The organism is Pseudomonadota bacterium (assembly GCA_016195085.1).
In the GTDB taxonomy this organism is placed as follows: Bacteria; Pseudomonadota; Alphaproteobacteria; order SHVZ01; family SHVZ01; genus JACQAG01.
Window position 1 is genome coordinate 1 of sequence record JACQAG010000068.1, and the last position, 22,148, is coordinate 22,148.

The following is a 22,148-nucleotide window of genomic DNA, read 5'->3' on the forward strand; positions in this document are numbered from 1 at the left end:
AAGATCGCCCGGCTCGGCGGCTATCTCGCCCGCGCCAACGATCCTCCGCCCGGCAACACCGTCATGTGGCGCGGGCTTTCGCGCCTGACCGACATCGCGCTCGGAGCCATGGTCGGAGTCGAAATTGTGGGTAATTGAAAGGTTGCGCGAGCGCATACCGGCTGCGAGCGAGCTGCGCTGCTTTTTCTTTCCGATCCAGGACCTCAATCTCGGGGTCCAGACCGGCTCGCGCTACCAATTCGGGCTTTGGGGCGTGGATCTGGAGCAGGTGATCGGCGCCGGCAACGTGCTCGTTCGCCGGGTGCGCCAGCTGAAGGAGGTGACCGATGTCATCGCCAGCTGGGAGGACAACGGATTGCAGGCGGGCCTCGCGGTCGACCGGCTCCGCGCGGCTTCGCTCGGCGTCACCCCCCTGGCGATCGACAGCACGCTCTACGACGCCTTCGCCCAAGCCCAGATCAAGACCCTCTATCTGCCGTCGAACTTCTCCCGGGTGATCTTCGAACTGAATCCCGAGGACCAGACCGGACCGGCGGCCTTCGACAAACTGCATGTCCCGAACACCAGCGGCGGGCAGGTGCCGCTGGCCGCCCTCATGCGGCCGGTGCGCAGCCACGCGCCCTTGTGGATCAAGCATCTGGCGCAGTTTCCCGCCATCACCATCTCCTTCGACGCCGCACCCGGTGTCTCCATCGGCGAGGTCGTCAACGCCATCCGCGCCGAAGAGGCGAAAGCCCGGCTGCCGGACGAGGTCAAGACCGAATTCCTTGGTGAAGCCGCCGCGGCGGCGAAGTCCGGGACGCAACAGCTATTGTTGTTCCTGGGCGCGCTGGTGGCGGTCTATATCGTGCTGGGCGTGCTTTACGAGAGCTATATCCACCCCTTCACCATTCTTTCGACCCTGCCTTCGACGGTGTTCGGCGCGCTGCTGGCGCTGTGGCTCCTGCATGTGCAGTTCACCATCGTTACCTCGATCGCCTGCATCCTGGTCGTCGGCATGGTGATGAAGAACGCGATTATGATGGTGGATTTCGCCATCGACGCCGAACGCGTTCAGGGGCTCGATCCGCTAACCGCGATCCGGCTTGCCGCCAAGCAGCGGGCACGCCCGATCACCATGACCATGCTGGCTTCGCTCTTCGCCGCCATCCCCGTCGCCATCGGCACCGGCCCTGGTTACGAGATTCGTCAGCCCTTGGGCATCGCCATGGTGGGCGGGCTCTTGGTGGCGCAGCTCTTCACCCTCTACACCACGCCGGTCGTCTATCTGCTGATGGAGCGCTTCAGCCGGCGCCGGCCGGCGGCTCTGCCGGCTCCAGCGGCTGCGGAGTGATCGCCTAGGATGCTATCGCCACGGGTGCCCGGCTCCTGGCGGTGCCGACGGTCACGATCGAGAGCATGATCAGCACTGCAACCAGCCAGAAGACCAAGTGCGGTCTGCCATAGTCGAGCAGCGCGCCGAAGACCACCGGGGCCACCGCACCACCGAGATTGAAGCCGGAGGTGACGAAGCCGAAAACGGTGCCCATGGCGCCCGGCGGCGTCACCGCGCGGACCATCATGTCGCGGCTTGGTTGCACCAGGCCGTTGAGCAAGCCGGCGACGGTGAGGGTCGAGAAGAGCTGGGTCGCCGACAGGTCCACGGTTGCCACCAGCACGATCAACAGCGCAGTCAGAGAGAACGCGATCGCCGCCACGGTGCCGTGACGATCGGTGCGGTCGGCGAGGATGCCGCCGGCCAAGACGCCGGCGGCGCTGGCGAAGAGAAAGCCGCTCAACGCCACGGTCGCCGTCGCCAGCTCCGTGCCATAGGCGAGGTTGAGCGCGCTCACGCCGAAATTGCTGATGCCGCCATTGCCGGCCGCGAGAAACAGGAAGAAGAGCCAGCACAAGAGGATCGGCGGCGACAGCATCAAGCCAAGCCCGGCCGCCATAGCTGCACTCTTCGGCTTCTGGCTGGGCTCGGCGGCCGCCTCGGTCATTGCGTCCCGCTGCCAGACCAGGATCGCGGCGGTCAGGAGCCCGAGCGAGCCCATGAGCCCAAGCCCAGCCTGCCAGCCGACGAAATGCGTGAGAAAGATGATGGCGGCCGGCGCCACGGCGAAGCCGACATAGCCGGAGAAGGTATGGATCGAGAAGGCACGGCCGATGCGCTTCTTGTCGACGCTGGCATTGAGGATGGCATAGTCGGCGGGATGGAACACGCTGTTGGCGAGGCCGGCCACAGAGAACAGCACGAGCGTGCCCCAAAACGAGCTCCAGGCGCCGATGAGCGCCACCGCCAGAGATTCGAGCGCCAGCCCGGCGATCAGGATGTTGCGCGCACCCAGCCGGTCGACCACCACGCCCATCGGAATCTGCGCCACCAAGGTGGCGACGTTGAAGCAGGTGAGGATCGCACCCAAGGCCGCGAAGCCGACGCCGTATGTGTCGCGCATCAGCGGGAAGAGCGGCGGCAGCAGCAGCACATAGAGATGGCTGAAGAAATGCGCCGTGCCGACGAGGCCGATGACCTTGCCGTCCGAGCGCACGACATCAGGGGTGGTGGCGACCATGGAACCTGGATTGCTTCGACCTGCGGCCCCGGAGAGTACCGGCTCGCGCGGCTATTACAAGATGAGCCTGCAGGGGGAGATTTTAAGGAGGGGGTGAGGATCACCCCCTCCTGAAGTCCACCCCTGGGCTTGACAGGGAAGGTGGCGCAGCTTTGCATCTCCTCCCCGCCTCCAGCCGGACTCCCCAGCCCCATGCGCCCGATCCTCGAGCTTGCCCGCGACCTCGCCCAATCCCGCACCACCAGCCGCGCGCTCGTGGAGGCGGCACTCGCCCGCATCGAAGACAAGTCCGGCGAAGGCGGGCGCGCGTTCATCGCCGTCTATCGCGACCGAGCGCTGGCGGAGGCGAATGCCAGCGACCGGCTGCGCCAGCACGGGCTGGTTCCCTCGCCGCTGGCCGGCCTGCCGGTCTCGATCAAAGATCTGCTCGACGTCAAGGGCGAGACCACCCGCGCCGGCTCGGTCGTGCTCGCCGATGCGCCGCCGGCCACAGCCGATGCGCCCGTGGTGGCCCGGCTCCGCGCTGCCGGAGCCATCCTCGTCGGCCGCACCAACATGACCGAGTTCGCCTATTCCGGCATCGGCTACAATCCGCATTACGGTACGCCCAAGAACCCCTGGGACCGCCAGACCGGGCGTATTCCCGGCGGCTCGTCTTCAGGTGCGGCGATCTCGGTCACCGACGGCATGGCAGCGGCCGCGATCGGCAGCGACACCGGCGGCTCGATCCGCATTCCAGCGGCGCTGTGCGGGCTCGCCGGTTTCAAGCCGACCGCCCGCCGGGTGCCGCTCGAAGGCGCCTTCCCGCTCTCCTTCAGCCTCGACTCCCTGGGGCCGCTGGCACCCACTCTCTCGTGCTGTGCCGTGGTCGATGCCGTTCTCGCCGGCGAGGCGCCGAGCGTCCCCGACGCGCTCCCCATCGAGGGACTGCGCTTTGCCGTGCCGACGCGGCTGGTCTTGGATAATCTCGACGACACCGTTGCAAGCGCCTTCGAGCGCTCGCTGAAGACGCTGGAGAAGGCCGGCGCGCTGCTATCCCGCATCGCCTTTGCCGAGCTCGACGAGTATCCCCTGATCAACGCCAAGGGCGGCTTCGGCGCACCCGAAGCCTTCGCCCATCACCGCCGGCTGATCGAGACCAAGGGCGACAGGTTCGACCCGATGGTGGTGAGCCGCATCAAGCGCGGCGCCGAGATGTCCGCCGCCGACTATGTGGATCTGATCAAGGCGCGGGCCGATTTCATCCGTCGGTCAGCACGGGTGACCGAGAGTTTTGATGCCGTGCTCATGCCGACCTGCCCGATCGTGGCGCCGAGCCTCGCCGAGATCGCCACGCCGCAAGGATTCATGGCCAAGAACGTCCTGCTGCTCCGCAACACCAGCATCGGCAATTTCCTCGACCGCTCGGCGCTCACGCTTCCCATCCACGAGCCGGGCACCGCGCCGGTCGGGCTCATGCTGATGGGCGAGACCATGGGCGATCGCCGCCTGATCCAGGTCGGGCTTGCGGTCGAGGCCGCACTTAAGGGTTGACGCGCTCATCGGCCGGGCCGATGACGACCTAAAATGTATTGACAATTGGATGTACGTCCATACATCTTCAATGAGTGGATCCCCACGTCGCTGGATTTGAGTGGGATAGTGCGAACCGCAGCAAGTGCCAGAAGCATGGCATCTCGGTCGCAGATGTCGAATCTCTGTTCTCAAGGCCGATCGCCGTATTTCCGGACCCGGCACACTCGCGCACCGAGACTCGGTTCAAGGCCATCGGAAAGACCGACGCGGGCCGAAGCGTTCTGATCGTGTTCACCCTGCGTCGGCACGAAACGAGGACGTTCATTCGACCGATCAGCGCGCGCTACATGCATGCCCATGAGGTGAGGCATTATGAAAAAGAAGCTGCCAAGATTGCGAAGCGACAAAGAGGCTGAGGACTTCGTCGCCAAGTCCGACCTCACCGAATACGATCTCTCACAACTGCGCATGATGCGCTTCGAGTTTCAGCCCAAGGATGAGCGCGTCAACATGCGCCTGCCGACGCCGCTATTGAAGGCGGTAAAGGCGTCCGCCGCCAAGGCAGGCATGCCCTATCAGCGCTTCATCCGGCAAGCGTTGGAAGTGGCCGTCCGACCGCGCAAGCGGGCGTGATCGAAGCTGGATGCTCTTCAAGCGCTGGCCAGCGCCGCCAGATCGACGGGGTGGTCGACGCCGGCGACGCGGCAGCCGAGGCGCCGCTCCTTCTCGCGTGGCGGCCGGTAGCCCTGGGCCAGCGCCAGGTCCAATGCATCGGCGGTGGTGAGCGCGCGCACCTTCTCGACCTTGGTGTGCTTCTCCAGCTTGGCCGCGAGGTTCACCGGATCGCCGATGACGGTGTATTCGAGGCGAGTCGCATCGCCGATGGCCCCGAACAGCACCTCGCCCACGGCGACCGCCATGCCGACGCTGGGCGCGGTCAGGCCGCGGGAGCGGCGGTCGGCGGCCCATTCATCGGCGGCGGCGATGAGCGCATCGATGGCGCGGAGCGCGTCGGCGGCGTGGGTGGCGCTCGGCACCGCCGCCCCGAAGCTCGCCATGATGCCGTCGCCCAGGAATTTGTCCACGCTGCCGCCATGGCGCTGGATGACCGGGACCAGCCGTGTTTGGTATTCGCCCAAGAGCGCGATCAGCTGATCCGGCTCGAGGGTGCGGGCGAGCGGGGTGAAGCCGCGAAGATCGATGAACAAGGTCGCTGCCTGCCGGAGCTCGCCCTCGCCCGGCCGGATCATCTCGGCGGCACCCTTGATCTTGGCCGCCACCTCCGGATCGAAGAAGCGCGAGAGCTCGGCCGCGGCGGTCTGCTCGGCCACCGATCGCACCAGGAGCCGCCGCGCGCGCACCACCACCAGCGCCAGGATGGCGGTGACTGTGACCATGGCGGCCATCTTCTCGATTTCCGCGCCGACGAGCACATGGGAGGAGGTCATGTACTCGATGAAGCTGTGCGTGACCTTCATGCCGACGGGATCCATCGCCGCATAAGCGAGGAGCACCATCCAGCCGCTGACGGCCACGGCTCCGGCTAGAACGACGAAGCCCACCTCGAAGCGCAAGGCCCTCAGCGCAATGAAGCCGAAGACGTGGAAGATGGTGGGTGCCTTCAGATAGAAGGCGCGCGGCTGATGGTAGTGCAGATGGATGAGCCAGATCAGCGTCATCAGCAAGCCGATGTCGATGACGACGGCCAGCGCCAGGAACCAGCGCGGCACCCGGCGCGTATGCGCGAGCCAGACACGGATGGCGGCGAACACCGCGTAGATGCTGAGCGCCAGCGGGTAGGGCTGGATCGGGATGTCCATGGGCGCATCGGTCGGCGGCGCGGAAAATATGTAAAGCGCCGAGGCGAAGCCGACGAACACGAGCAACGCCCACGCCACCAGGATCTCGCTGTCCTGCTGTTGGCGCTCGATGACGCGGCGCACGCGCTCCGGCAGATGCTCGGCGTCGCGGCCGCCCAAGATCCAACCGATCAGCCGGGCGAATGCCGACGGCACCGGGCGCGCCGATCGCATGCGCACCGCCGTTTCAGTCATTCCGCTTCATCTTCCGGTAGAAGACCGGCACCAGGCTCAAGAGCGCCAGGCCGATCAGGGCCACGACCATTTCGGGGGTGAAGATGCCCTTGGCCGAGAACTCCGAGCCGGCGTCGAAGACAGCGCCGAGGCCGGCTCCCGCCAGCGCATAGACGACGCTCGCAGGCATGATGCCGATGAAGGTGCCGAGCACGAAGATGGTGACCCGCACGCCGAGAAATGCCGGCACGAGATTGACGATAAAGAAGGGAAACAGCGGCACGAAGCGCAGCACCAGGAGATAGCTCAGCGCATTCTGCCGGAAGCCGCTTTCCATGCGCTTCAGAAACGGGCCGGCGCGGGCGCGCAGCGGATCGCCGAAAGCCGTCTTGGCGATGAGAAATACCAGGGCTGCCCCGATCGTCGCGGCGATCACATTGTAGGTGGCTCCCATCGCCACGCCGAAAAGAAAGCCGCTGGTGACCGACATGAAGGCGCCGACCGGCACCGAGAGCGCCACGACGACCACATAGATGAGCATGAAGGTGATCGGCGCCATCATCCCGTGCTCGGCCACGAACGCCATGATCTGGGCGCGGTGCATCCGGAGATGATGGAAGGTCAGGTAATATTCGAGATCGAAGGCGAAAAATGCCGCGAATCCCAAGACCAGCACGGCAACGGGCAGCACCCGGCGCAGCCGGGTCCATGCCGAGGCGCTGTCCGCATGGCCTGGTGTCGCCGCCTTTGCCGGGTTTGGCTGCATGTCAGCCGAAGCGCGCGAGGAAGCGCACGACCCTACGGGTGCGCTCGCCGAAGAGCGAGGGAGTGAAGAAGCTGGCGGCGGCCCGCTTGGAGACTTCCGACAGGCTCGGATAGGGTGCGATCAAGGATGCCATCTTGCCGATGCCCATGCCCTGGCTGATCGCCAGGGCCCAGGGCAGGATGAGCTCGCCCGCATGGGCGCCGACGATGCCGGCGCCGAGGATGCGGCCCCTTGACGTGGTCACCACTTTCGCCATGCCCTCCAGCGTGCGCTCGGTATGGGCGCGGTCATTGTCGTGGAATGGCCAGCGCAACAGCCGGATTTTGGCGAGCTGCTTGCGGGCCGCGGCTTCGGTCATGCCCACCTGGGCCAGCTCCGGATCCGTATAGGTGACCCAAGGCAGCGCCCGGTAGTCGACCCGCGCCGGCAGCCGAAACAGCGCGTTCCGGATGACGATGCCGGCGTGGTAGTTGGCGGCATGGGTGAACTGGTAGCCGCCGGCGACATCGCCGACGGCGAAGATCCGCTTGTTGGTCGTGCGCAGCCTGGAATCGACGGTAATGCCCTTCTCCGTGTAGGCGATGTCGGCCCGTTCCAGATCGAGACCATCGAGGCAAGGGCGGCGTCCGGCGGCGACGAGCAGATCCGAGCCCTCGATGCGGTCCTCTCCGGTTTCGCACTTCAGCTGGACGGCAACCCCATTGCCGGCGCGGTCCACGCGCAGGACCGAGCTCTGCTCGCGGATTTCCACGCCTTCCGCCTGCAGGCGCCGGCGCACGACCGCGACCAGCTCCGGATCGTCCTTGCCGAGAAGCTCCATGCTCTCGATGAGGCTCACCCGGGAGCCGAGACGCCGATGCGCCTGCGCCATCTCGACCCCGATCGGGCCGCCGCCGATCACGATCAGATGCTCCGGCCGGCTCGGCATCTCGAAGATGGTCTCGTTGGTGAGATAGGGCACGTTGTCCAGGCCCGGGATCGGCGGCGCTGCGGGCCGCGAACCGGTCGCGACCACAATCCGCCGCGCGCTGATACGAACCTCGCCGGCTTCGACCTCTTGCGCGCCGAGGAAGCGCGCTGGCGCCTGGATCACGCGCACGCCGAGCCCGGTGAAACGCTCAACCGAATCCATGGGCGCGATCGCGGCAATAGCGGAGCGGACATGCTGATGCACGCGGGCGAAGTCGATCGCAGGCTCATGTCCGTTGACACCGAACGCCACCGCGCCGCGAACGGTTGCCGCCGCCTTCGCCGCCGCCAAGAGCGCCTTCGATGGGACGCAGCCGTAGTTGAGGCAGTCGCCGCCCATCTTGCCCTTTTCGACGAGCACGACGGAGGCGCCCATCTGCGAGGCGCCGGCGGCCACCGAAAGACCGCCGGAACCTGCGCCGATCACGCAGATGTCAACGCTAAGCCTCTCGCTCATCCGTGCCCCCAAGGCCAGCAGGGATCATCGCATCGGAGCCGGCCAGGCGGAAATAGCATTAGGCTAGAGAATCCATAGACGCTTACCCGTATGTGGCGCGAAACAATGCGCCGGGCCAATCACGGTCGGGTGAGCATCGCCGACGAAGATGCCTCACCGAAGGCGACCAAGCGCATGGTGCCGTCCTCGTCGCCGGCGGCGATCCAGCGTCCGTCGGCCGACCAGGCCAGAGAAGCCGCGCGACCGCCGGTCGGAGCCAGCATGAGCCGCACCCGCTTCTCGCTGATCTGGCCGACGCCGACCGCACCTTCGTCATAGCCCGCGGCCAGCCAATCGCCCTTCGGGTGCGCGGCGACGACCGTGACCAAGGCCCCGCCCCTACCGCCGAACTCGATCGGCGCCTTGCCCGAGGGGCCGGCGCCGGCAAAGGGCCAGCAGACGATCTGGTCGGCGCCGCTGGAGGCCAGATAGGACGGCCTCGCCGACCAGGCCAGCGACTTGACCTTGGTCGGATAGCCGCTCATGCGGAGATCGTTCGCGTCCGACAGCCGCCAGCCATGCAGGTCGTTCTCCTGAGTGGCCGACATCACATAGGCGCCATCCGGGCTCCAGCTCACCAGCACATGGGAACCGCGCCAGGCGAGAAGCTTCGGCTTCTGCTCTTGCGCCTTGCACCACCACAAGCTGACGCCGCCGTAATGCGCCACCGCAAGTCGCTTGCCTTTGGGATCGAAGACGACGCCGGCAACCGTGCTGGGATGCGGAAACGGCGCCCCCTGAGGCGCGCCGGCCCGATCGAGCCGCATCACCTCGCGACCGGCGCCGAAGGCGATGCCGCCGACCTCGCTGGTGGCGATCTGCTCGATCCATTTGCCGGGAAAGGTTGCGAGCGTCGCCTGGCTCGCATCGGCCGCGATACGAATCAGCTTGCCGTCGTCGCCGCCGGAAACAAATCCGGTCTTCGCCGCATCGGGCACCAGCGCCAGGGCGGCGCCGGCGTGGCACTCGGCGATGCGGGGCTCGCCACCCGCCTCGACCAGGCGCACGGTGCCATCACCCAAGGCGAAGGCGGCCTGCCGGCTCGAGCGGTCGAAGGCAACGGCGACGACCGGCGCGTCCGCCTTCCAGCTCTGCTCGCTCACCTAGACCCGCCCTAAGCCGCCACGCACGCCTCGAGCCCGCGCTTCAGCGCCGCGGCATCGAGCTCGCGGCCGATGAAGACGAGCTGGCTCCAACGCCGGTCGTCCTTCTGCCAGGGCCGGCCGGGCTGGCCGTCGATCAGCATGTGCACGCCCTGGAAGACGAAACGCCTGGGCTCGCCAGCGAAGTCGAGAATGCCCTTCGAGCGCAAGATAGTCTGTCCCTTCTCCCGGAGCAGGGTATTGATCCACATCTCGAAGCGCTGGCGGTTGAGCGGACGCTCAAGGCTCAAGGACACGCTGGCGATGTCCGGCCCGTGCTTGTGATGATGGTGATGGTCGTGGTCGTGGTCGTGATCATGATCGTGATCATGCGGCTTCTCGAGAAACTTCGGCTGGATCTCCAAGATGCGATCGAGATCGAAGGCGCCGCGATCCAGCACCTTGTCGAGCCCGATGCCGCAGCGCTCCGTGTGATGGATCTCGGCGAAGCGGTTGATCCCACGGATGCGCCTCTCCACCTCGGCCAGGCGCTCGGGCGCGACCAGATCAGTCTTGTTCAGGAGGATGACGTCGGCGAAGGCGACCTGCTCCTCGGCTTCCTGGCTCTCCTCCACGCGCTCGAGGAAATGATAGCCGTCGACCACGGTCACCACCGCGTCCAGCGCGCACCAGCGCTTGACCTCGGCGTCCATGAAGAAGGTCTGCGCCACCGGAGCCGGATCGGCTAGACCCGTGGTTTCGATGACGACGCCGTCGAAGCCGCCCTTGCGCTTCATCAGCCCGTTGATCACCCGGATGAGGTCGCCGCGCACCGTGCAGCACACGCAGCCATTGTTCATTTCGAACACTTCCTCGTCGGTGCCGACGACGAGCTGATTGTCGATGCCGATCTCGCCGAACTCATTCACGATGACGGCGTAGCGCTTGCCGTGCTCCTCGCTCAAGATGCGGTTCAGAAGCGTGGTCTTGCCGGCCCCAAGAAAGCCGGTCAGCACGGTGACGGGGATTTGGCTCATCGCAGATCGCTCCAGGCGGATTGGGCGGCCAGACGTTAGGGGCCGGCCTTCCCCCCCGTCAATGCATTAAGGGGCAATGCATTAAGGGGCAATCAATTAGGCCAAGCCCTTGGCCTTGCCGGCTACCGCTGGCATATAGTCGAGGCCGGCGGCAGGACCTAACATAGGAAGCAAGCGTGCCCGGCACCACCCGGGTCGCCGCGATCGGCGAATGCATGATCGAGCTCAGCCATCTCGGCCCCAGCCACCATGGAGTGGGCCAGCTCGGCCTCGCCTTCGGCGGCGACACCCTCAACACCGCGGTTTACCTCGCCCGTCTGGGCCAGAGCCGCCGGATTGCGGTCGACTACATCACCGCGCTTGGCGACGACCCCTATAGCGAGGCTATGCTCGCCTTCTGGCAGCAGGAAGGGATCGGCACCGATCTGGTGGCCCGGCTGCCCGGGCGCTTGCCGGGTCTCTATATGATCCGCACCGACGATCAGGGGGAGCGTTCGTTCTTCTATTGGCGCTCGGCGGCGGCGGCGCGCGACATGCTGGTGGGGCCGCGGGGCGGGGACATCCTGGCCAGGCTGAAGAGCTTCGACTGGCTCTATCTCTCCGGCATCACTTTGTCGATCCTGGGCGAGGTGACGCGCCTGGCCTTCCTGCGCGCCGTCGAGGAAGCCAAGCGCGCCGGCACCAAGATCGCCTTCGACACCAACTACCGGCCGCGGGGTTGGGTCTCTCCCGAGACCGCCCGCTTCAATCTCATGGAGGCGCTGCGCCTCGCCGATCTCGCCATGCCGAGCCTGGATGATGAGCGGCTGTTGTTCGGCGACGCCGACACCGCCGCCTGCGCCCAGCGGCTGCATGCCCTCGGCGTGCCGGAAGTGGTGGTCAAGGACGCGAAGGGGCCGTGTCTCGTCTCGGTCAACGGCGAGGCGACTTCGGTCATGCCGGAGAGCGTGACCAAGGTCATCGATTCGACCGCCGCCGGCGACAGCTTCAATGCGGCCTACCTGGCCGAGCGGATCGCCGGCGGCGACCCGATCGCCGCCGCCCGAGCCGGCCACCGCCTCGCCGGGCAAAAAATCCAACACCGCGGCGCCATCATTCCGCTGGAGGCGATGCCGGCCGACGCCACTTCTGCCGTAGGCGAATGAACTATCGCCACGCCTATCACGCTGGCTGCTTCAGCGACGTGGTGAAGCATGCGGTGCTGGTGCTGCTGATCCGGCATCTGAAGGAGAAGCCGAAGCCCTTCGTCATCCTCGACACCCATGCCGGCATCGGCCGCTACGATCTCGCCTCCGAACCGGCGCTGAAGACCAGGGAGTTCGAAGCCGGGATCGCCCGCGTGCTCGCCGATCCCTCGCCCCCTGCCGAGCTCCGCTCCTATCTCGATCTCGTCCGCAGCGCCAATAGCGGCCCGGAGCTACGGTGGTATCCGGGCTCGCCCTGGCTCGCCAACGCACTCCTGGGCGCCCGAGACCGGCTGGTTCTGGCGGAGCTGCACCCCGAGGACGCCCGCACGCTCGGCCTCACCATGGGAGCCGACCGCCGGATCCAAGTCCATCACATGGACGGCTATCGGGCGCTCAAATCCATGCTGCCGCCCAAGGAGCGGCGCGGCCTCGTCTTGATCGACCCGCCCTTCGAGGTGACAGATGAGGCCGAGCGCATCGCCCGCGGCCTGAAGCACGCGCACAAGCGCTGGGCGACCGGCCTCTATGCAATCTGGTATCCAATCAAGGACCGGCCGCCGATCGATCGCCTACACGGGCTCATCGTTGCCACCGGCATCCGCCGGATGCTCGTGGCCGAGCTCCTCCTTCGCCCGCCGCGCAGCCCGGAGACGCTGAATGGAAGCGGCCTGGTGCTGGTCAACCCGCCCTGGCGCCTGGATGAGAGCCTCAAGGCCCTGCTCCCCGCCCTGTTGAAGAGCCTGGGTGCCGCCAGACATGGCAGTGTCCGGCTCGACTGGCTGGTGCCGGAATAGCGCCCGCCCCATTTGCCGGCGCGCCGCGGCATGCTATCTTTCCTATACGAAATGGAGGCGATTGTTGCGCCGACCGCGGTGGAACTGCGTCCGACGTGATTAATCCTGCTTCTCACGGGTATTAAATTTTTCCTCTCGCATTTGTGCGCGGATGGTCCTAGATGGATGCAAAATCGTCATCAACCTCAACGGGAATGGGGCGGCAATGAAGGCCAAGCGGAAGCGCGTTCAGGGTGCCGAGGCTGGGGGAACCGCCTTGCAGCGCCGGCATACTCTCGGTGACCGGCTCAGGGAGCTGCGCAAGGCCAAGGGCTGGACCTTGAGCAAGGTCAGCGAGATGACCGGGCTTGCGCCCTCGACGCTGTCCAAGGTCGAGAACAAGCAGATCTCGCTCACCTACGACAATCTCGCCAAGCTGGCCGACGGCCTCAATATCGACCTGGCCGATCTCTTTACGCCTGAGACGATTCAGGCCGCGACCGGCAGGCGGACGATCACGCTCAAAGGCGATGGCAGGGTGCACGAGACCGACACCTACGAGCACACCTACCACGGCGCCGAGCTGTCGCGAAAAGCGCTGGTGGCGCTCGAGAGCAGGGTCAAGGCAACCAGCCTCGAGGCGTTCGGCCCGCTCAACCGCCATCCCGGCGAGGAATGGGTCTATGTGCTCGAGGGAGCGATCGAGTTCCACTCGGAGTTCTACGAGCCGGTCAGGCTGGAGACCGGCGAGAGCGTCTATTTCGACGCCACCATGGGCCACGCTCTCATCTCCGTCGGCCCGAAGCCGGCGCGCGTGGTGAGCACCATCTCGCGGCCCGGCACGCAGCCGCCCCTCCAGCTCGTCAAGAAGTAGGCTCCCTACTTCAGCAGGGATCCGCGCGCAGTCTGGAATTCGTCGACCGCGGCGACCAAGGCCTCGCCATCGGTCTCGGTGATCGGCAGCGACAAGGCCATCATGCCCCGGCGCGCCAGATAGATGCCGCGCTCCAGCATGTCGAGGAAGAACAGCTCGACCAGCTCCTTGCTGCCGGCGCGGGCATCGAAGATCGAGCGGATCTCGCCCTTCAGGAAATGCACGCTCATCATCGAGCCGATTCCGGTGAACTGCATGGCGAGGTCGCGTTTGCGGCAGAGCGCGTTCAGGCGCTGGCGCAGCTTGTCGCCGAAGGCGTTGAGCTCGACCGCACGCTGAGGCGTATAGACCTCCGACAGCCCGGCATAGCCCGCGGACATCGTCAGGATGTTGTTGTTGAAGGTGCCGGCATGGGGCAGCGCATCGGGACGGCGCGGATCGAAGCGCGACATGATGTCGGCGCGGCCGCCGAAGGCGCCGAAGCTCATGCCGCCGCCGATATACTTGCCGAGGCTGGTCATGTCGGGGATGACGTTGTAGAGCGCCTGCAGCCCGCCCGGCGACAGCCGCGAGGTCATCACCTCGTCGAACAGCAGCACGACGCCGTGCTTGGTCGTGGCTTCCCGCAAGGCAGAAAGGAACGCTGGGCTGGCAGGGATGCAGCCGCCGCCGCCCTGCATCGGCTCGATCGCCACCACCGCCAGTTCCTTCGCATGCTTCTCGATGAGCGCGATGGTGCCGGGGATGTCGTTGTAGGTCGGCGCGATCACGAAGTTGAAGGGGCCGTTCACCGGCGACTGGCCGGTTTGAAAGGTGAAGACGCCGCCGTGATAGCCGCCCTCGAACACCATCACCTTGGAGCGGCCGGTGTAGACCAGCGCCACGGTGATCGCCATCAAATTGGCCTCGGTGCCGGAATTGGTGAAGCGCAGCAGCTCGACCGAGGGGAAGCGAGCCTGCACCAGCTTGGCGAGCTTGCCTTCCATGGCATTGTGGGAGCCGAAGCTGATGCCGCCATCGAGCGCCTGGTCGAGCGCCTTGCGGATCACCGGATGGGAGTGCCCATAGAGGCCGGCCGTGTATTCCCCGAGGAAATCCGCGTATTTGTGGCCGTCGGCATCCCAGAGATAGGCGCCGTCCCCCTTGGACATGGTCAGGGGATAGGGCGCGTAGAACAGCACCGTGCGGGTATTGCCGCCGGGCAGCGCGCCCAAGGCTTCCTGGTAGATGGCGCCGCTATTGGGATTGCGTTTGACGAACAGCGCTCTCGCGTCGGTCAGCGCCGAATCCAGATCGATGTTGCGGGCGGCCGCCTGGGTGGCGATGGTGCTCATGACCCTTTGATCCTTCGAGGGGCTGCGAAGCGATGTTTCCAGTTTGAAACGCCGGCACGGGGAATACAAGAGGTGCCGCCTCGCGCTATTTCCAAACGGCGGCGGCGACCCGGAGAAAGTTCTCGCCCATCACGCCGCGCACGTCCCTCTCGCCGTAGCCGAGCTTCATGAGCGCCTCGGTCACCTCCGGCAGCTGCTCGGGCTGCACGAACTGCCACGGCGGCGGCGGGTAGCCCTTGGGGAACATGGCGGGACTGCCGCGAAATACCGCGTACCAGAACTCCACCTCGTCGACCATGTCGAGGCCGATGCCGACATGGGCCGCACCCACGCGCTGGACCATGTAGTCGACGTGGCGGACATAGGCGGCTGTGGAGCCGTCATTCTCGCCCAGGAACGGGCCCACGCCATTGATGCCGATGAGGCCTCCGGTCTTGGCGCAGGCGTCGATCTGATCGTCCCTGATGTTGCGCTCGTGGTCCTTGAGCGCACGCGCGTTCGAATGGGAGAAGATGACTGGGGCCGTGGAGACTTCCATCGCCTCCATCGAGGAGCGGTAGCCGGTGTGGGTCACATCGACGATCATCCCAACCCGGTTCATCGCTTCGATCAGCGCCACGCCGAAGCGGCTCAAGCCGCCATCGGTTCGCTCATGGCAGCCATCGGCGGCGAGATTGCGCTGATTGTAGGCGAGCAGCATATGGCGGATGCCAAGCTTGTAGTAGACCTCGACCATGGCGGTGTCCCCCGCCAGGGGATTGGTTCCCTGGAAGTTGAAGCCGATGGCGAGCATTCCCTCCGCCTTCGCCCGACGGATGTCGGCCACGGTCTCGACCAGCACGTAGCGCCCGGGATGGCTGAGAAATCGCCGCCGCTCGGCAGCGATATGGCGAATGGTCGTCTCCAAGCCCATGGAGTCGACGCCGAGGCTGAGAGAGACGAAGGTAACGCCGGCCTTGGGAAAGCGCGGCAGCGTCTTGGCTTCGCTGTTGAGCGCCGAGGCGGTCCAAGGCAGCGTCATGTCGCAGAGCGTAAGCGCCGAATGCAGGGCCGTTGCCTTCGGCTCGATGGTCCACCCCGTCATCGTCGAGACACTCTCCCCGCAGCCGCGCCCACCCTAGCGCGTTTTCGGGTCGCCCGTTAGCCTTCGCCAAGGACAAAGCGCGGGGATCGGCATGATCGACGACGAGAAGATCCGGCGCACGATCGAGCGAGCGCTCGAGCACTGGCGTGTGCCCGGCGGCGCCGTCTCGATCCGCCGCGGAGGGCGTAAGCTTTACGAAGGGTGCTTCGGGGTGAAGCGGCTGGGAGAGCGGGCCCGGATCGGCAAGCACACCCAGTTCGACATCGGCTCGGTCAGCAAGACCTTCAACGCCGCCGCCATGGCGCTCCTGGTGGAGGAAGGCCGTCTTGCCTGGGATACGCGGGCCATCGACGTGCTGCCGGAGTTTCGCCTGGCCGATCCGGCCATTGCCGAGCAGGTGACGATGCGTGACCTCATCGCCCACCGCATCGGCCATGGCGAGGATGCGATCACCAACTACAGCTCGCATTTCACCCGTGCCGAGATCTTGGCGCAGATGCGGGTCTTGCCGCTCCGGGCACCCTTCCGCAGCGAGACTTGCTATCAGAGCTATGGTCCGCTTGCCGCCGCCGCGGTGGTCGAGCGCCTGTCGGGGCTGAGCTGGGAAGATTACGTCGAGGCCCGCATCCTGAAGCCCCTCGGCCTCGCCGATGCGGCACCCACCTATGAGCGGCTCCGCAACAAGCGCGCCAGCTCCTCGCCCCATGCCGATTTCGGTCGCGGGGTCGAGGCCATGGCGCACCGGGACTTCTCCAATCTGGCGCCGGCCGGCTCGATGGTGGCGAGCCTCGCCGATCTAGCGAGCTGGGCGGACATTCACGCCAACCGCGGGTTGGGCTTCCTCAAACCGGCGACACTCGGCGAGATGTTCACCCCGCACAGCCTCGTCCATCCCCGGGGCATTAGCCCGGTGCGCTGGCACAGCCGCTTCGCCGCCACCATCGTCAGCTACGGGCTCGGCTGGTATGTGCACGACTTCATCGGCCATCGCGTGGTCGAGCACACCGGCGCGCTCGAAGGCTATATCGCGTTGGTGATCGTCGTGCCCGAGGAGCGCCTCGGCATCGTCATCCTGACCAACCTGCACCAGACGCCGGCACCCCTGGCGCTGCGCTACGCGCTGTTGAGCCTTTGCCTCGGCGGACCGGAGCGGGATTGGATTGCCCTGGCGGAAGCAAAGCTCAGGGCGATACCGAAGGCGCGGCCGCTCGCCGATGGCACACCTTACTATTACCGACCGATCGGGCGGCGGCAGGGCACCAAGCCGTCGGTGCCGCTGCGGGCGCTTGCCGGCCGCTATCGCCATGGCGGCTACGGCGACATTGCAGTCACCTTCGCCCGTGGGCGTCTCAAGGCCGATATTGTGGGAAATGCTTGCGATCTCGAGCACTGGCATTGGAACGAGTTTCGCGCCGTGCCGAAGGATCGCGGCGTTAAGCTTTACTATAAGGAACTGTTTCTCCGATTCGCTGCCGATGGCGCCGGCGCGTTGACCCGGCTCGTCATCCCCAGCCTGGCGGAATTCCGGCGCCGTTGAGGCGATCCCAGTCAAGAATCGGGGGCTGGCCCTTGCATGGTCTCCGCAGCGCTAATCCGATATCATCACCGCGATCGTAGAGGGGGCATGGAAGTGGCGGCAGAGGCCGCGGGGGGCACCCCGGCAAGGCCGGAGGCGCCGGAGGATTGGCGTATGAATTTCAGGACTCGCTGGCGGCTCCTCCCGGCAGCCATCGTTGCCGCTGGCGTGCTCAGCGCCGGCGCCATCGTGTGGGCCGCAAACGATAGCCAATACGACGAGTATGGCGCGCCCGGTGCGCCCGCCGAGCCCAAGGCCGGCGAGGTCGTGCAGAAGAACATCGAGTTTGCCCCGGCCGAATACCGCACCAAGATCGGCGAGACCATCACCTTCGTGAACGAGGACCCGTTCGGGCACAACGCCTATTCGGCGACCCAGGGCGGCGTCTTCGACATCGGCTTGCAGGGCTCGGGCGAGCGCAAGCCGATCCGCTTCAGCAGTGCCGGGACCTTCGAGGTGCGCTGCCGCATCCACCCGAAGATGAAGATGCAGATCGTCGTCACCCGATAGGCGAGGCCGGCAACCCATGTCGATCCGCCTCAAGCTCATTGGCGCGTTCCTGGTGGCGGTGCTGGCCGCCGCGGCACTCGGCCTGTCGGCCAGCATATCGGCCGATCGGATCGGCGAGCTGGTGGTGCGCATGTACGACCAGCCGCTGCAGGCGATCAATTTCAGCCGCTCGGCGCAGACCGGCTTTGCGCTGATGGAGCCGGTGGGACGCGCCGCCGCGGAAGCCGCGAGCGAGGCGGAGCGGCGGACCAAGCTCGCCCAGCTCGCACGCGACCACAAGACCTTCCTCGACGATCTCAGCATCGCCGCCGAGCGCGGCCTCTCTGAGCGGATCGGCGACTTGGCCGGCTCCATCCGCGAGAAGGCCTCGCAATGGATGGCGCTCACGACGGCGGCTCGCTCCGGCGAAGGCGGCGGGGCCGGGCGCGACACGCTGGGCGCCGACATCCGCAATCAGCTCGAGGTCCTGACCCAGCTCGCCGCCGAGGATGGCTACCTCTTTCGCCAGGATGCGGAGCGCATCATCACCGTGACCGAGCGCTCGATCATCGCCATCGTCGCCACCGTGCTGGTGGTCTGCGTCGGCGTCGCCCTCCTGCTCGCGCACAATATCGGCAGGCCGACGGACACGCTGGCCCGGCTCATGGTCCGGCTCGCGAAAGGCGACCGGGACATCGAGGTCCCCCACCGGGATCGCAAGGACGAGATCGGCGGCATGGCCGACGCCTTGAGCGTGTTCAAGCAGGCGATGATCGAGGTCGAGAGCGCCAAGGACAAGGCCGAGGCGGCGACCCGCGCCAAGTCGGAGTTCCTGGCGATGATGAGCCACGAGGTCAGGACGCCGATGAACGGCGTGCTCGGCATGACCCGGTTCTTGCTGGGCACGCCTCTCAACGATGAGCAGCGCAGCTACGCCGAGATCGTGCTGAGCTCATCGGAAGCGCTGCTGACCATCCTCAACGATATTCTCGACTATTCGAAGCTGGAAGCAGGCAAGCTCGACTTCGAGGCGATCGACTTCGAGCCGCGCCTGGTGGTCGACGGCGTCGCCACGCTGATCTCGGCGCGCGCCGAGGAGAAAGGCATCTGGCTCAAGGCCGAGATCGGCCCGGACACGCCGGCCTATCTCAAGGGCGACCCCGGCCGGCTTCGTCAGGTGCTCTTGAACCTCGTCGGCAATGCGGTGAAGTTCACCGAGAATGGCGGGGTCACGCTGTCGGTCGCGCCTCTCGGCTCGGCCGAACAAGGCGCGCGCCTGCGCTTTGCCGTGGCCGATACCGGCATCGGCATCTCCGAGGAAGGCAAGGCGAAGCTCTTCGGCTCGTTCAGCCAGGCCGATTCCTCGATCACGCGCCGGTTCGGCGGCACCGGGCTCGGGCTCGCCATCTCCAAGCGCATCGTCGAGCAGATGGGCGGCGTGATCGGCGTCGACAGCACGGTCGGGCGGGGCAGCACCTTCTGGTTCGAAGTGACCTTGCCCTTGGGCGAGGCGCGGCGGCAAGAGGACGTCGCCGCCGAAGCCGCACGGATCCCGCCCCTCGAGATCCTGGTGGCCGAGGACAACAAGGTGAACCAGAAGGTCGTGGCCGGTCTCCTCGTCCCCCACGGGCACCGCGTCGACATCGTCGAGAATGGCCGCGCCGCGGTGGACGCCGTGCAGAAGAGGCACTACGACCTCGTGCTCATGGACATGCACATGCCTGAGATGGGCGGCATCGACGCCACCCGCGCCATCCGCGCGCTCGCGGGCGAGCCCGGCCGCGTGCCGATCATCGCCGTCACCGCCTCGGCGATGCAGGAAGGCATCCAGCGCGGACTCGACGCCGGGATGAACGACCACGTCTCCAAGCCCATCCATCCAACCGCACTCCATGCGGCACTCTTGCGGGTGATCGGCCGGCGGGACGAGACCGAAGCGCCGGCCACCGGCGAGATCGATTTGACCCAGCAGCTGCTGGGCGGCAACCTGGCGCTGGACGAAACCGTGCTCGGCGGTCTCGAGGCGCAGCTCGGCCGCGAGGTCGTGGCCGAGCTGGTCGAGGATTTCTTCACCACCTCGGCCGAGCACACCCGCACCATGCGGGCGGCTGAGGCATCGGGCGATGCCTCGAATTGGGGCGATGCCGCGCACAGCGTCAAAGGTGCCGCCGGCAGCCTCGGCTTGGGTCAACTCTTCCGTGTGGCGCTCGCCATCGAGGAATCCTGCCACGGCGGCGACCTGGCCGCAGCCGGCCAAGCCATGGACGAATTCGCAGTTAAGCTCGCGGAGGGTCAGGCCCTGCTGCGCCAGCGCTATCCCGCCTCGCAGGCCGCATGAGCACCGAGCAAAGAAAAGAGCGTCGATGACGGGCAAGCACCCTTCCGATACGTATCTGTCGCATCTCTCGATCCTCTTGGTCGAGGACGATGCCTTTGCCATGCGGCTGGCCCAGAGCGTCTTGAAGCAGCTCGGCATCCGGCTGGTGATCTGCGCGCGCGACGGGGCCGAGGCGTTGCGCGTCTTGAACGAGGGCGCCACCAAGTTCGACCTCATCATCTCCGACTGGACGATGCCGAAGATGAGCGGCCTTGATCTCCTGAAGGAGGTCCGCAAGACCTGGATCGACATGCCCTTCCTCATGCTGACCGGACGGGCGACGCCGGATTTCGTGCTGGAGGCCCGCAAGAACGGCGTCGATGCCTATGTGGTGAAGCCGTTCTCCCCCGACCAACTCGCCCGCAAGATCGCCGGCACGTTCAAGCTGCAGCCGAAATAGGCTGACGGTTTTTTGCAATTGTGATCAGGGCATCCCCTCACCCGCCTCGCTCACGCTCGGCACCCTCTCCCGCGGTGCGGGAGAGGGGCTCCTGGCGCTTTCCTTCTCCCTCTCCCGCACCGCGGGAGAGGGCCGGGGTGAGGGTCGCCTACCGCTCGAGCTCGATGAAGCCGCAGACACCGAGCATCTGGCCGCTGATGTGGCGGCCGGAACGGGAGGCGACGTAGACCGCCATCTCGGCGATCTCGCGGGGATTGATCTGGGTCTTGAGCGCGATGAACTGCATCGCCTTCGCCTTCATCTCCTCGACGCTGATTCCGAGCGCGGCTGCCTTGTTGCGCATGACGCTTTCGGCGCGCTCGCCTTCGACCCATCCCGGCAGGATGGAGTTGACGCGGATATTGAACGGACCGAGCTCGGATGCCAGCGTGTTGGTGAAGCCGTTGACCGCCCATTTCGCCACCGCATAGGGGGCCCGCATGGGAAAGGCGAGACGTCCGGAGGTGGAGGAGATGTTGATGATGCAGCCCTGCCGCGCCTCTTTCATGACCGGCACGGCGCGGCGCACGCAGTAGAACATGCCGTTGAGGCAGACGCCGATGGTGCGGTCCCACTCCGCCGGGCTCACATCCTCGACCCAGGCGGTCGGCCCGGCGATGCCGGCATTGTTGACCAGCACATCGAGGCCGCCCAGGCGGCCGAGCGCCTCTTCGAACAGGCGGTCGACCTCGCCCGCCTGGGCCACGTCGGCCTTGGAGGTGCCGATCTCGGGGCGCATGGCGCGGAGATCGGCAAGGGCCGTCTCGTCGATGTCGCAGACATGCACGCTGGCGCCATTCTCCTGGAAGGTCTCGGCGATGACGCGTCCGATGCCGCCGCCGCCGGCGGTGACGAGGACCTTCTGGCCGCGGCAGTCGATCTCCATGGCACCCTCCTCTGCGCGGGACTACGGCGGCTAGGACGCGTGCCGTGCCAGGTCTTGGAACAGCCGCTTGTATTGAGGCACGGCGAGATCCGGCAAGCGGCTTGCATCGGCCAAGGGAAACCAGCGGAACTCGGTGTGCTCGTCGCCGAGCATCGCGGGCTCGCCGCCGGACCATGCCGTCACCACGAATACGTAGTAGCCAACCGGGCCGTTGATCTCCGGATTGGGCTCGGTGAAGAACCCGATCGCTTCGAACGCGGTCGGGGTCACGCCCGCTTCCTCCTCGACCTCTCTGATCAAGGCCTCGGGCGGCGTCTCCCCGGCTTCGATATGCCCGCCCAAGATGTCCCAGCAATTGGGATAGGCCCGCTTATGCGGCGCCCGCCGGCCAAGCAGCACGGCGCCGTCTCGGAGCAGAATCGCGCAGGCGCATGCTTCCGGGGTCATCGATGCAGCAGGACCCCCACCCCGACCCTCCCCCGCAGCCGCGGGGGAGGGAGTAGGAAGGCCGGCTCATGGCTCCCTCCCCCACGCGTCGCACGGGTGTCCGGGGAAAGTCATGCATAGCTGAAGGTTCCCTGGTTGGGGGAGGCGGTTGGTTGTCGGCGGTTGGGATTAAGCGGGGGCGGTTTGTCGATTTTGGCGAGGGGTTTGCGAACGAAGAGGCAGGAGCCGA

The 22,148-nt window shown here is 66.4% G+C and carries 21 protein-coding genes and 1 pseudogene; 12 read left to right on the forward strand and 10 right to left on the reverse strand.

Annotated elements, in window-relative coordinates:
• Both HY058_18730 and HY058_18735 read left to right on the forward strand, forming a co-directional pair.
• Positions 1 to 138: hypothetical protein (locus tag HY058_18730; protein MBI3499335.1), on the forward strand; the 138-nt coding region annotated here is incomplete at its 5' end.
• A pseudogene (locus HY058_18735) lies at positions 116 to 1,333 on the forward strand (efflux RND transporter permease subunit). The gene HY058_18730 and the pseudogene HY058_18735, both read left to right, overlap by 23 nt.
• Positions 1,334 to 1,337: 4 nt before the next feature.
• Here HY058_18735 and HY058_18740 read toward each other — a convergent pair.
• Positions 1,338 to 2,555, reverse strand: coding sequence for an MFS transporter (locus HY058_18740; GenBank protein MBI3499336.1), 1,218 nt, complete (start codon positions 2,553 to 2,555; stop codon positions 1,338 to 1,340).
• A gap of 192 nt (positions 2,556 to 2,747) precedes the next feature.
• On the opposite strand from HY058_18740, the gene HY058_18745 reads away from it, so the two are divergent.
• From HY058_18745 to HY058_18755, 3 genes are all read left to right on the forward strand, one after another.
• Positions 2,748 to 4,088 (forward strand): amidase, encoded by a 1,341-nt coding sequence (locus HY058_18745; GenBank protein ID MBI3499337.1) that lies wholly within the window; start codon positions 2,748 to 2,750, stop codon positions 4,086 to 4,088.
• Positions 4,089 to 4,162: 74 nt separating this feature from the next.
• Positions 4,163 to 4,486, forward strand: coding sequence for a BrnT family toxin (locus HY058_18750; protein ID MBI3499338.1), 324 nt, complete (start codon positions 4,163 to 4,165; stop codon positions 4,484 to 4,486).
• Positions 4,443 to 4,703 (forward strand): hypothetical protein, encoded by a 261-nt coding sequence (locus tag HY058_18755; protein ID MBI3499339.1) that lies wholly within the window; start codon positions 4,443 to 4,445, stop codon positions 4,701 to 4,703. Before HY058_18750 ends, HY058_18755 begins: the two co-directional genes overlap by 44 nt.
• A 17-nt stretch (positions 4,704 to 4,720) precedes the next feature.
• Here the strand turns inward: HY058_18755 and HY058_18760 are convergent, their stop codons facing one another.
• The 5 genes from HY058_18760 to HY058_18780 form a co-directional block, all read right to left on the reverse strand.
• Complete coding sequence (locus HY058_18760) at positions 4,721 to 6,124, reverse strand: adenylate/guanylate cyclase domain-containing protein (GenBank protein MBI3499340.1); 1,404 nt, start codon at positions 6,122 to 6,124, stop codon at positions 4,721 to 4,723.
• Entirely contained in the window at positions 6,117 to 6,869 is a 753-nt protein-coding gene (locus tag HY058_18765; protein ID MBI3499341.1) for a TVP38/TMEM64 family protein, read from the reverse strand. The genes HY058_18760 and HY058_18765 overlap by 8 nt, the downstream gene beginning before the upstream one ends.
• Before the next feature lies 1 nt (position 6,870).
• Positions 6,871 to 8,295 (reverse strand): FAD-dependent oxidoreductase, encoded by a 1,425-nt coding sequence (locus HY058_18770; protein MBI3499342.1) that lies wholly within the window; start codon positions 8,293 to 8,295, stop codon positions 6,871 to 6,873.
• 119 nt (positions 8,296 to 8,414) lie between these two features.
• Positions 8,415 to 9,437: a WD40 repeat domain-containing protein gene (locus tag HY058_18775; GenBank protein ID MBI3499343.1), complete on the reverse strand. Its 1,023-nt coding sequence runs from the start codon at positions 9,435 to 9,437 to the stop codon at positions 8,415 to 8,417.
• A gap of 11 nt (positions 9,438 to 9,448) precedes the next feature.
• The gene (locus tag HY058_18780) at positions 9,449 to 10,453 is read right to left on the reverse strand and encodes a GTP-binding protein (GenBank protein MBI3499344.1); all 1,005 of its coding nucleotides are present in this window, start codon (positions 10,451 to 10,453) and stop codon (positions 9,449 to 9,451) included.
• Positions 10,454 to 10,668: 215 nt separating this feature from the next.
• On the opposite strand from HY058_18780, the gene HY058_18785 reads away from it, so the two are divergent.
• From HY058_18785 to HY058_18795, 3 genes are all read left to right on the forward strand, one after another.
• Complete coding sequence (locus HY058_18785) at positions 10,669 to 11,598, forward strand: sugar kinase (protein MBI3499345.1); 930 nt, start codon at positions 10,669 to 10,671, stop codon at positions 11,596 to 11,598.
• Positions 11,595 to 12,434, forward strand: a complete 840-nt coding sequence (locus HY058_18790) for a 23S rRNA (adenine(2030)-N(6))-methyltransferase RlmJ (protein ID MBI3499346.1) — start codon at positions 11,595 to 11,597, stop codon at positions 12,432 to 12,434. Before HY058_18785 ends, HY058_18790 begins: the two co-directional genes overlap by 4 nt.
• 205 nt (positions 12,435 to 12,639) lie before the next feature.
• Positions 12,640 to 13,287 carry a helix-turn-helix transcriptional regulator gene (locus HY058_18795; protein MBI3499347.1) on the forward strand — a complete coding sequence of 216 codons (648 nt, stop codon included), beginning with the start codon at positions 12,640 to 12,642 and terminating at the stop codon, positions 13,285 to 13,287.
• A gap of 5 nt (positions 13,288 to 13,292) precedes the next feature.
• Here the strand turns inward: HY058_18795 and HY058_18800 are convergent, their stop codons facing one another.
• Together HY058_18800 and HY058_18805 are read right to left on the reverse strand one after the other, a co-directional pair.
• Positions 13,293 to 14,621: an aspartate aminotransferase family protein gene (locus HY058_18800; GenBank protein ID MBI3499348.1), complete on the reverse strand. Its 1,329-nt coding sequence runs from the start codon at positions 14,619 to 14,621 to the stop codon at positions 13,293 to 13,295.
• An 85-nt stretch (positions 14,622 to 14,706) separates the two neighbouring features.
• Complete coding sequence (locus HY058_18805) at positions 14,707 to 15,705, reverse strand: membrane dipeptidase (GenBank protein ID MBI3499349.1); 999 nt, start codon at positions 15,703 to 15,705, stop codon at positions 14,707 to 14,709.
• A gap of 91 nt (positions 15,706 to 15,796) precedes the next feature.
• On the opposite strand from HY058_18805, the gene HY058_18810 reads away from it, so the two are divergent.
• The 4 genes from HY058_18810 (at position 15,797) to HY058_18825 (ending at position 20,547) form a co-directional block, all read left to right on the forward strand.
• Positions 15,797 to 17,242: a serine hydrolase gene (locus tag HY058_18810; GenBank protein MBI3499350.1), complete on the forward strand. Its 1,446-nt coding sequence runs from the start codon at positions 15,797 to 15,799 to the stop codon at positions 17,240 to 17,242.
• A 153-nt stretch (positions 17,243 to 17,395) separates the two neighbouring features.
• Positions 17,396 to 17,791 carry a hypothetical protein gene (locus HY058_18815; GenBank protein MBI3499351.1) on the forward strand — a complete coding sequence of 132 codons (396 nt, stop codon included), beginning with the start codon at positions 17,396 to 17,398 and terminating at the stop codon, positions 17,789 to 17,791.
• Positions 17,792 to 17,807: 16 nt separating this feature from the next.
• The gene (locus tag HY058_18820; protein ID MBI3499352.1) at positions 17,808 to 20,108 is read left to right on the forward strand and encodes a response regulator; all 2,301 of its coding nucleotides are present in this window, start codon (positions 17,808 to 17,810) and stop codon (positions 20,106 to 20,108) included.
• Between the two features lie 25 nt (positions 20,109 to 20,133).
• Complete coding sequence (locus HY058_18825) at positions 20,134 to 20,547, forward strand: response regulator (GenBank protein MBI3499353.1); 414 nt, start codon at positions 20,134 to 20,136, stop codon at positions 20,545 to 20,547.
• 148 nt (positions 20,548 to 20,695) lie between these two features.
• Here HY058_18825 and HY058_18830 read toward each other — a convergent pair whose 3' ends face one another.
• On the reverse strand, positions 20,696 to 21,472 hold the full coding sequence (locus tag HY058_18830; GenBank protein ID MBI3499354.1) for an SDR family oxidoreductase: 777 nt from the start codon (positions 21,470 to 21,472) through the stop codon (positions 20,696 to 20,698).
• 30 nt (positions 21,473 to 21,502) lie between these two features.
• Positions 21,503 to 21,919, reverse strand: a complete 417-nt coding sequence (locus HY058_18835) for an NUDIX domain-containing protein (protein MBI3499355.1) — start codon at positions 21,917 to 21,919, stop codon at positions 21,503 to 21,505.
• Positions 21,920 to 22,148: the final 229 nt, after the last annotated feature.